Below are 8986 nucleotides of genomic sequence, written 5' to 3'. Positions count from 1 at the left end.
CGCCACGAGACCGAGGCCCGTGCGCCGGCCCGCGACGGGGACTCCGCGGCCCCGGGAAGCGGACGCCGCTCATGCCCGTCCGCTCATGCCCCGCCCCGCTCCCGCCCCGCTCCAGCCTCGTCCGCTCGCGTCCCGCCCGGCTCCCGCCCGGCTCCAGCCTCGTCCGCTCGCGTCCCGCCCAGCTCCCGCCCGGCTCCCGCGCGGCCCGGGGCCCCGCCCCTCAGACGCTGATCGAGCGCGCGTAGGCGATCTGAGCCATCACGTGCTGGAACGTCAGGGGGTCCGTCGCCGGCACCATCGTCGAGTGGTGCTTGCCGCCGCTGTTCACGGTGACCTGGATGAAGCCCGTGGTCGACTTCTCCTTCATCAGCAGGAACAGCAGGCCCAGGAAGCAGAAGACGAAGAAGACGACGGCCAGCACGATCGCGTGGCTGGGGATCCGCTGCTCGGTGCGCGAGAGGTCCGTGGCGTTCCACACCGCGCCGCGCAGCGGCAGCGTGCCCGAAGGGGTCACGATCGAGCCGGTGTTGAGGACCGTGATGTCCCCGATCGCCACCAGCGGGGATCCGCCGGCGAGCGCGGTCGGCTCCAGCCCGGCGCCCGGCCCTTCGGGGGCTCCCGGATAGCCGTAGCCGGGGAACTGCGGGGGATGGGCCGGGGCCGGACCGGCCCCGGGGTACCCGTACCCGAGGGCCGGACCGGCCCCGGGGTACCCGTACGCCGGCCCCTGCGGCGGGGGCCCCCAACCGGGGCCCGGTGCCTGGCCCGCGGGCCCGAGGGGGCCGGAAGGGCCGCCCGCGCCGCCAGGCCCGCCCACCGGCCCGTCCTTCGCGTACGGATTGGGCTCGCTCATGCTTCTTCCGCCTCCCCATGCGGTCGCGACCATGTGCTCGTGGGCGAATCCTGGCACAGAAAACGCCCGCCCCGGCGTGCGGTGCACGCAGGGGCGGGCGCGGGTTCTCCGGCGGTCCGGCGGGGGGTCAGAACCGGCGCGTGATCAGCGCCCGCTTGACCTCCTGGATGGCCTTGGTGACCTCGATGCCGCGCGGGCAGGCGTCCGTGCAGTTGAAGGTCGTGCGGCAACGCCACACGCCGTCACGGTCGTTGAGGATCTCCAGGCGCTGCTCGCCGGCCTCGTCGCGCGAGTCGAAGATGAAGCGGTGCGCGTTGACGATCGCGGCCGGGCCGAAGTACTGCCCGTCGTTCCAGAACACCGGGCAGGACGACGTGCACGCGGCGCACAGGATGCACTTGGTGGTGTCGTCGAAGCGCTCGCGGTCCTCGGCGGACTGGTACCGCTCGCGCGTCGGCTCGTTGCCCGTGGTGACGAGGAACGGCATGACGTCGCGGTACGCCTGGAAGAACGGCTCCATGTCCACGACCAGGTCCTTGAGGACCGTCAGGCCCTTTATGGCCTCGATCGTGATGGGCTTGGCCGCCGCGCCCGTCTTGTCCAGCGCGACGATGTCCTTGATCAGGGTCTTGCAGGCGAGGCGGTTCTTGCCGTTGATCCGCATCGCGTCGGAGCCGCAGACGCCGTGGGCGCAGGAGCGCCGGAACGTCAGCGAACCGTCGAGCTCCCACTTGATCTTGTGGAGCCCGTCGAGCACGCGCTCCTTCGGGTCGATGTCGATCTGGAAGTCCTGCCAGGTCGACTCGTCCGAGACCTCGGGGTTGAAGCGGCGGATCCGGAACGTGACGGTGAGCAGGTGGTCGGAGGCCGCGGAGCCCGCCTCCACCCGGTCCATGGTCGGGGTAGCCATCAGTACTTACGCTCCATCGGCTGGTAGCGGGTCTGGACGACCGGCTTGTAGTCGAGCCGGATGGACTCGATGCCGTCGTCGCCGACCTCGCGGTACGCCATCGTGTGGCGCATGAAGTTCACATCGTCACGGTTCGGGAAGTCCTCGCGGTAGTGACCGCCGCGGGACTCCTTGCGGGCCAGCGCCGACACGGCCATGACCTCGGCCAGGTCGAGCAGGTTGCCCAGCTCGACGGCCTCCAGCAGGTCCGTGTTGAACCGCTTGCCCTTGTCCTGGATCGCCACGTGCTGGTAGCGCTCGCGCAGCTCGGAGATCCGCTCGACCGCCGTCTTGATGGTCTGCTCGGTGCGGAAGACCATCACGTTGGCGTCCATGCACTCCTGGAGCTCGGTGCGGAGCGCGGCGACGCGCTCCTTGCCCGTGGAGTTCAGGAGCCGCTCGACCTGGGCGAGCACGAAGGTCTCGGGGTCCTCCGGCAGCTCGACGAAGTCGTTCTTCGCGGCGTACTCGGCGGCGGCGATGCCCGAGCGGCGGCCGAAGACGTTGATGTCGAGCAGCGAGTTCGTGCCGAGGCGGTTGGCGCCGTGCACGGAGACGCAGGCGACCTCGCCGGCCGCGTACAGGCCGGGCACCACCGTGGTGTTGTCGGCGAGGACCTCGCCCATCACGTTGGTGGGGATGCCGCCCATCGCGTAGTGCGCGGTCGGCTGGATCGGGATCGGGTCCGTGTAGGGCTCGATGCCGAGGTAGGTGCGCGCGAACTCGGTGATGTCGGGCAGCTTGGCGTCGAGCTGCTCCGGCGGCAGGTGCGTCAGGTCGAGGTACACGTGGTCGCCGGCGGGACCGCAGCCGCGGCCCTCCCGGATCTCCGTGTAGATGGACCGGGAGACGACGTCGCGCGAGGCGAGGTCCTTCATGACGGGCGCGTACTTCTCCATGAAGCGCTCGCCGTCCTTGTTGCGCAGGATGCCGCCCTCGCCGCGGGCGCCCTCCGTGAGCAGGATGCCCATGCGCCAGATGCCCGTCGGGTGGAACTGGAAGAACTCCATGTCCTCCAGCGGCAGACCGCGCCGGTAGCAGGCCGCCTGGCCGTCACCGGTGAGGGTGTGCGCGTTCGACGTGACCTTGAAGAACTTGCCGGTGCCGCCGGACGCGTAGATCACGGCCTTCGCCTGGAAGACGTGGATCTCGCCGGTGGCCAGCTCGTACGCCACGACGCCCGCGGACTTCTTCACGCCGTCGACCTCGACCATGATCTGGTCCAGGACGTAGAACTCGTTGAAGAACTCCACGCCCTCCTTGACGCAGTTCTGGTAGAGCGTCTGGAGGATCATGTGGCCGGTGCGGTCCGCCGCGTAGCAGGAGCGGCGCACGGGGGCCTCGCCGTGGTTGCGGGAGTGCCCGCCGAACCGGCGCTGGTCGATGTTGCCCTCGGGCGTCCTGTTGAAGGGCAGGCCCATCTTCTCCAGGTCGAGGACCGCGTCGATGGCCTCCTTCGCGAGGATCTCGGCGGCGTCCTGGTCGACCAGGTAGTCGCCGCCCTTGATCGTGTCGAAGGTGTGCCACTCCCAGTTGTCGTCCTCGACGTTCGCGAGGGCGGCGGCCATGCCGCCCTGCGCCGCGCCGGTGTGCGACCTGGTCGGGTACAGCTTGGTCAGGACGGCGGTGCGGCTGCGCTTCGTGGCCTCGATGGCCGCGCGCATGCCGGCGCCGCCGGCGCCGACGATGACGGTGTCGTACTTGTGGATCTTCATGGGTGTCGTCAGCCCCGGCTCTAGCGGATGTTCGGGTCGAAGGTGAAGATCACCAGCGTGCCCAGCAGGACGGTCCAGATGGTGGCCGCGTAGAGCAGGCCCTTCAGCCACATCCGGGTGGCGTGGCGCTCCGCGTAGTCGTTCACCACGGTACGCAGGCCGTTGCAGCCGTGCAGCATGGCGAGCCACAGCATCGCCAGGTCCCAGATCTGCCAGAACGGATTGGCCCAGCGGCCCGCCACGAAGGCGAAGCCGATCTTGGACACGCCGCCGTCCAGCACGAGCTGGATCAGCAGGTGGCCGAGGACCAGGACGACCAGCACGATGCCGGACAGCCGCATGAACAGCCAGGCGACCATCTCGAAGTTGCCGCGGGTCGACTTCGGGGTCTTGCGGGTGCGGGCGCGGGGCGCCTCGATGAACGGGGCCGGGTGGTCGACGTCGAACAGGCTCGCGCCCTCGACCTCGCCGATCGAGGAGCCGGCCGCGGAAGTGGTGTCTGCGGACATGGGTCACTAGCTCCCGAACACTTGACGGAATGCGTGGCCGAGCACCGGGTAGAGGGCGCCGATCATCAGCACCAGCCACACGACGACGGCGGACCACAGCATCTGCTTCTGGTAGCGCGGGCCCTGGGACCAGAAGTCCACCGCGATCACGCGCAGGCCGTTCAGTGCGTGGAAGAGGATGGCGGCCACCAGGCCGTACTCAAGCACCGCGACGACAGGGTTCTTGTAGGTCGCCACGACGTGGTCGTAGGCCTCGGGGGAGACACGGACGAGAGCGGTGTCCAGCACGTGTACGAACAGGAAGAAGAAGATGAGGACACCGGTGACTCGGTGAGCCACCCACGACCACATGCCTTCCCGGCCGCGGTACAACGTTCCAGCCGGCACGGAAAAACCCTCCGGAAGCGGGGATCGGGGCCGGCCGCCATCTTCTACTTGGTCAAGCACAGTGGTGTCGGTCGCGCCCGGCCGGGTACGGTCCACCGGCCCCGGCCATGTTAGCGACGAGTTGTCGGTGCCCACGCCCCGGGGGTCCGGGTGTGATCGAACCCGCAGTCAATCTGCCACGTACGGGCTACCGCAGCCGGGCGGATCACCGCGGGTGCCGCATTTCGGGCGCGGCCCCGGGCGCCCGGGCCCCGGCGGGGCGGCCGCGCGCGCCCGGGACCGTGCCGGCGGCGGTCCCCGTGTCACCCGTACGCCCGGCCGGGCCCGTGCCGCCCGCGGGCGTGGCGCCGGCGGCCAGCAGCGTCCGCAGGCGGGTACGGCCGAGCCGGCGCAGCTCGTCGGCCGCGACGATCCGCTCCTCCTCCGGGTCGTTGCCGAGGCGGGTCCTGATGCCGGCGAGCACCTGGTCGAGGTACTCGTCGGGCGAGACCCCCTCCAGGCTGATGACGAAGGTGTGGCCGAAGCTCGCCTCGTACGCGGCGAACGCGGCGCGCAGCGCCGTCAGCGCGGCCGGCGGCACCGCCCGGCCGGAGGCCCGCGCGCACCGGCCGGCCGCGGACTCGGCCGCCAGGGCCTCGCCCAGGTCGCCGGGGGAGAGGTCGTAGGCGGCCTCGTCGGCCGCGGCCAGCAGCGCCGCGATGTCGGGGTACGGTCTGTGGTCGGCGATCCGGCGGGCCCAGCGCTCGCTGCCGCAGCACGTCAGCAGGGCCTCGTGGACGGTGTCTGCGGGGGCGCCGTTGAAACGGCGCAGCCCTGACTCCTCGCGGGACAGCGGGGGCTCCTCGTGGGCGGCGGGACGCGGCGCGGCGGGCGGCCGGGACCGGGGGACGGGGGGACGGACGGCTGCGGGGTGTGCGGGGGACGCGGGACGCGCCGCAGTGCGGCGGCGGGAGGGCCGTCGGCGCGACGGGCCGATGCTGCCACGGCTCCGACGCTAGCGAGACGCGGCGCGACCGGGAAACGCGCGCACACTCTTTCACTCGTACGAAGAAGTTTCGACATGCGCCGTGGACGAGGGCGTGGCAGGTTCGCACCAGGACGGCCCGAACGCCGTCGGTGCCCACCGGACGGGCTTGGCACGAACGGCCCGCGACCGGGTACCGGGTACCGGGCGGCGGACGGCCGGGGTCCCGGTGACACCGCGTCACCCGCCCGGCCGGACGGACACGGAGCACCACGGGCACCACACGCACGACGAGCACGACCAGCACGACCGGCTCCCGGCTCCGTACCCGCACCACCCGCACCACCAGTAAGACCCGCACCACCCGTTAGACCCGCACCACCCGTGAGTCCGCACCACCCGCATGACCGGCTCAGCACCACCCGTAGGGCCGGCACCACCCGCACCACCCGCACTCGTAACATCCGGCGGCATCAGGAGGACCAGAAACATGTGGCACCCGCGCAGCACAGTCGGCGCGGCGACGGCGGCCGTGGTGGCCGGCGCGCTGACCCTCACCGCCTGCCAGGACGGATCCTCCGGCGGCGGTGGCACCGGCTCGGCGCCCGCCACGTCGTCGGCCGCGACGCCCTCGCCCACCCGCAGCTTCCCGCTGTCCAGCGCGCCGGCGACCATCCCCTCCGTCCGCCGCTTCACGGCCGCCCACGGACCCGGCTGGCGGCCCACGTCCGGCGGCGGCGTCGTCATCGCCTCCGGCGCGGCCGGAAAGGGGCTGAGCGACGAGGGGCAGCTCATCGCCAAGGAGCTGAAGCTGCACTACCGGGGGACGGCCGCCGCGCGCGCCGGCGACGTGGAGCTCCGGCTCGGCGGGGGCGGGTCGGCCGAGTCGTACACCCTCACCACGAGCGGCGACCGCGTCGTCGTCACCGGCCCGGACCAGTCCGGCGTCTTCTACGGCACGCGCACCCTCAAGCAGGCCGTGCGCTCGGGCGGCGAGATGCCCGAGGGCGTCGTCCACGACCAGCCGGCCAAGCCCGAGCGCGGCCTGAACCTGGACATCGCCCGCAAGTTCTACCCGCCGAGCTGGATCGAGGACCGGCTGCGGGAGATGGCCGACCTGAAGCTCAACGAGCTGGGGCTGCACTTCTCGGACGACCAGGGCTTCAGCATCGAGTCGAAGAGCCATCCGGAGATCGTCTCCAAGCAGCACCTGACGATCGCGCAGACCCGGCAGATCATCGCGCTCGCCACCCGGCTGCACATCACGATCGTCCCGGAGATCGACTCGCCGGGACACCTGGCAGCGGTCATCCACCAGCACCCCGGCATCCAGCTGCGCAACGCCTCCGGCACGACGTACCAGGGCGCGGTCGACATCTCGAACCCCGAATCCGCCCGGATCGTGGACCAGTTGCTGACCGAGTACGCGAAGCTGTTCCCGGGCCCGTACTGGCACATCGGCGGCGACGAGTACCTGGCGCTGACCGCCGCCGACCCCCAGACCAAGTTCCCGCAGCTCGCCGCCGCCGCGCGCAAGAAGTACGGGCCGAAGGCCACGGTCCAGGACCTGGCGACCGACTGGATCAACGCGCGGGCCGCCGTGGTCGAGAAGCTCGGCAAGAAGCCGAGGGTGTGGAACGACGGCGTGTTCCCGGACGGCATCGCCAAGCCGTCCAAGAAGCTCCTGGTCGAGTACTGGACCGGCCGCGAGGCGGGGAAGATCCCGCCGGTCACGTACCTGAAGGAGGGACGCGTCATGATGAACCTCAACGACGAGTACCTCTACTACGTCCTCGGCCAGCCCAACGGCTTCACCTACCCGACCGGGCAGCGCATCTACGAGCAGTGGAGCCCGCTCGTCATGCGCGGCACCTCGCCCGAGTCGAGCCGCTACGACGGGCAGATCCGCGGCGCGCGGTTCGCCGTCTGGGGCGACGTCCCCGACGCCCAGACCACGGCCCAGGTGGCCGCGGGGATCAGGATGCCGCTCAACGCGCTGGCGCAGCGGCTGTGGGTGCCGGGCAGGCCCACGCTGAGCTGGCAGCAGTTCACGTCGCTCGCGGACCGGATCGACTCCTCCGCCGGCTCCGTGGTGACGCCCGCGCCCAGCTCGCCGGCCCCCGGCACGTCGTCGCCGGGCACCACGGCCCCCGAAGGCTCGCAGCCCCCGGCGCAGCCGACGGCCCCGCCCGCGTCCTGACTCCGGGCGGCCGCCCGGGCTCCCCGCTCGGGCGGCCGCCGGGCACCGCGTCGCACGGCGGTGCGGGCGGGAGGGCCGAAGGCGGCGGCGGGCGCAGGAACGCGCGCGAGAGCGCGCGGAGGAAAGGCACGGAGGGGAGAGGGTGTCCCCGGGGGAGGCGGGCCCCTCCCCGGGGAAGCGGCGGCCGGAGCCGCCACCCCCCACAGGAGAGACCCCGGCCACCGCCTTGCGAAGCCGCAGAGCGACCCCGTCACTCCTCTCAGCGTCGCCGGGGCCGTTTCTGTCACACCGGTCCCCGCAGTACGTTGTTGCGTCTTGTACGAGTCATGGACGCCGGGCACGAAAAGGCCGTAGCGTGCAAAACGCGTGGGGGCGGCGCGGCAGTGACCAGCTGCGGATCAGGACGGGTTGTGGGTTGTGCTGGGGGATGACGCGGAGCTGACCGCCGCGGTGCAGGCGGCACGGGACGGGGACGAGGACGCCTTCCGTACCGTGTACCGCGCGGTGCATCCGCGGCTGCTCGGCTATGTCAGGACGCTCGTCGGGGACTACGACGCCGAGGACGTGGCCTCGGAGGGCTGGCTGCAGATCGCCCGCGACCTCGACACCTTCGAGGGCGACGCCGACCGGTTCCGGGGCTGGGCCGCCCGCATCGCGCGCAATCGCGCTCTCGACCACCTGCGGATGCGGGGGCGGCGGCCCGTCGTCGGCGGCGACGAGAGCGAACTGGCCGGCCGGCCCGCCGACTCCGACACCGCCGACGAGGCCATGGAGGCTCTCGCCACGGGCCGCACGCTCGCCCTCATCGCCCAACTCCCGCAGGACCAGGCCGAGGCCGTCGTCCTTCGCGTCGTCGTCGGGCTCGACGCGAAGACGGCCGCCGAGACGCTCGGCAAGCGCCCCGGCGCGGTGCGCACCGCCGCGCACCGCGGCCTGAAGAAGCTCGCCGAACTGCTGGAGGGGCAGGCCGTCGAGACCGCCTACCGCGTGGGCGCCGTACCCGCCACGGGAAGCGGACGGGACGTCCCCCGCACTCTCGTGGGTCGCGGCGGCGCGCTCGGCGGGGTGCCGCTTCAGCGCACGGCTCCGCCCGACGTCTCTGCGACGGCAGGTGTGACGCATTCGCGCCTGCGGACGCAGAAAGACATGTGATGGCGGACGAGCGTGACCGATGGCTCGACGAGGACGCCGCGGAGAGACTGCTGCGGGGTGAGCCCGTAGAGACCACCGGCCCCTACGAGGCGGTCGACGCCGCCCGCCTCGCCGGGGCCCTGCACGATCTCGCACGCATCGCAGACGCAAACGCCACCGGCCGTCCCGGTCCGTCCGGCGCCGCGGCCCGACGCACCGGCCTGCCCGGCGGGCAGCCCGGCGAGGCGGCAGCGCTGGCCGCGTTCCGGAGGGCGCGG

At 72.1% G+C, this 8986-nt stretch carries 8 protein-coding genes and 1 pseudogene; 3 read left to right on the top strand and 6 right to left on the bottom strand.

What is annotated here, in order from left to right; all coding sequences use genetic code 11:
• Nucleotides 1-220: 220 nt before the first annotated feature.
• The 6 genes from L1885_RS17785 to L1885_RS17760 all read right to left on the bottom strand — a co-directional run bounded on the left by L1885_RS17785 (nt 221) and on the right by L1885_RS17760 (nt 5176).
• Nucleotides 221-853, bottom strand: coding sequence for a hypothetical protein (locus tag L1885_RS17785; RefSeq protein ID WP_235798114.1), 633 nt, complete (start codon nt 851-853; stop codon nt 221-223).
• A gap of 127 nt (nt 854-980) precedes the next feature.
• Nucleotides 981-1763 (bottom strand): succinate dehydrogenase iron-sulfur subunit, encoded by a 783-nt coding sequence (locus L1885_RS17780; RefSeq protein ID WP_235798113.1) that lies wholly within the window; start codon nt 1761-1763, stop codon nt 981-983.
• Complete coding sequence (sdhA, locus tag L1885_RS17775; protein WP_235798112.1) at nt 1763-3517, bottom strand: succinate dehydrogenase flavoprotein subunit; 1755 nt, start codon at nt 3515-3517, stop codon at nt 1763-1765. Before sdhA ends, L1885_RS17780 begins: the two co-directional genes overlap by 1 nt.
• A gap of 20 nt (nt 3518-3537) precedes the next feature.
• Nucleotides 3538-4026: a succinate dehydrogenase hydrophobic membrane anchor subunit gene (locus L1885_RS17770; RefSeq protein WP_235798111.1), complete on the bottom strand. Its 489-nt coding sequence runs from the start codon at nt 4024-4026 to the stop codon at nt 3538-3540.
• Between the two features lie 6 nt (nt 4027-4032).
• Nucleotides 4033-4413 carry a succinate dehydrogenase, cytochrome b556 subunit gene (gene sdhC / locus L1885_RS17765; protein ID WP_308117344.1) on the bottom strand — a complete coding sequence of 127 codons (381 nt, stop codon included), beginning with the start codon at nt 4411-4413 and terminating at the stop codon, nt 4033-4035.
• Nucleotides 4414-4618: 205 nt separating this feature from the next.
• A complete protein-coding gene (locus L1885_RS17760) occupies nt 4619-5176 on the bottom strand; it encodes a 2-oxo-4-hydroxy-4-carboxy-5-ureidoimidazoline decarboxylase (RefSeq protein ID WP_372481968.1) in 558 nt (185 codons plus the stop codon).
• A gap of 691 nt (nt 5177-5867) precedes the next feature.
• Here L1885_RS17760 and L1885_RS17755 point away from each other — a divergent pair.
• The 3 genes and pseudogenes from L1885_RS17755 to L1885_RS17745 form a co-directional block, all read left to right on the top strand.
• On the top strand, nt 5868-7577 hold the full coding sequence (locus L1885_RS17755) for a beta-N-acetylhexosaminidase (protein ID WP_235798110.1): 1710 nt from the start codon (nt 5868-5870) through the stop codon (nt 7575-7577).
• Between the two features lie 417 nt (nt 7578-7994).
• Entirely contained in the window at nt 7995-8729 is a 735-nt protein-coding gene (locus tag L1885_RS17750; RefSeq protein ID WP_235798109.1) for an RNA polymerase sigma factor, read from the top strand.
• Nucleotides 8729-8986 (top strand): annotated as a pseudogene (locus L1885_RS17745) (hypothetical protein); the annotation flags it as partial. The gene L1885_RS17750 and the pseudogene L1885_RS17745, both read left to right, overlap by 1 nt.

This window comes from Streptomyces fuscigenes (assembly GCF_021556455.1).
GTDB classification, from domain to species: Bacteria; Actinomycetota; Actinomycetes; order Streptomycetales; family Streptomycetaceae; genus Streptomyces; species Streptomyces fuscigenes.
The sequence above is the reverse complement of the archived record's forward strand: the minus strand, read 5'-3'. Positions and strand labels throughout refer to the sequence as shown.

What these genes read in the sequence shown, in the direction of transcription:
- L1885_RS17785 (WP_235798114.1), bottom strand. Translation starts at nt 853, where the DNA reads ATGAGCGAGCCCAATCCGTACGCGAAGGACGGGCCGGTGGGCGGGCCT.
- L1885_RS17780 (WP_235798113.1), bottom strand. Translation starts at nt 1,763, where the DNA reads ATGGCTACCCCGACCATGGACCGGGTGGAGGCGGGCTCCGCGGCCTCC.
- sdhA (WP_235798112.1), bottom strand. Translation starts at nt 3,517, where the DNA reads ATGAAGATCCACAAGTACGACACCGTCATCGTCGGCGCCGGCGGCGCC.
- L1885_RS17770 (WP_235798111.1), bottom strand. Translation starts at nt 4,026, where the DNA reads ATGTCCGCAGACACCACTTCCGCGGCCGGCTCCTCGATCGGCGAGGTC.
- L1885_RS17755 (WP_235798110.1), top strand. Translation starts at nt 5,868, where the DNA reads ATGTGGCACCCGCGCAGCACAGTCGGCGCGGCGACGGCGGCCGTGGTG.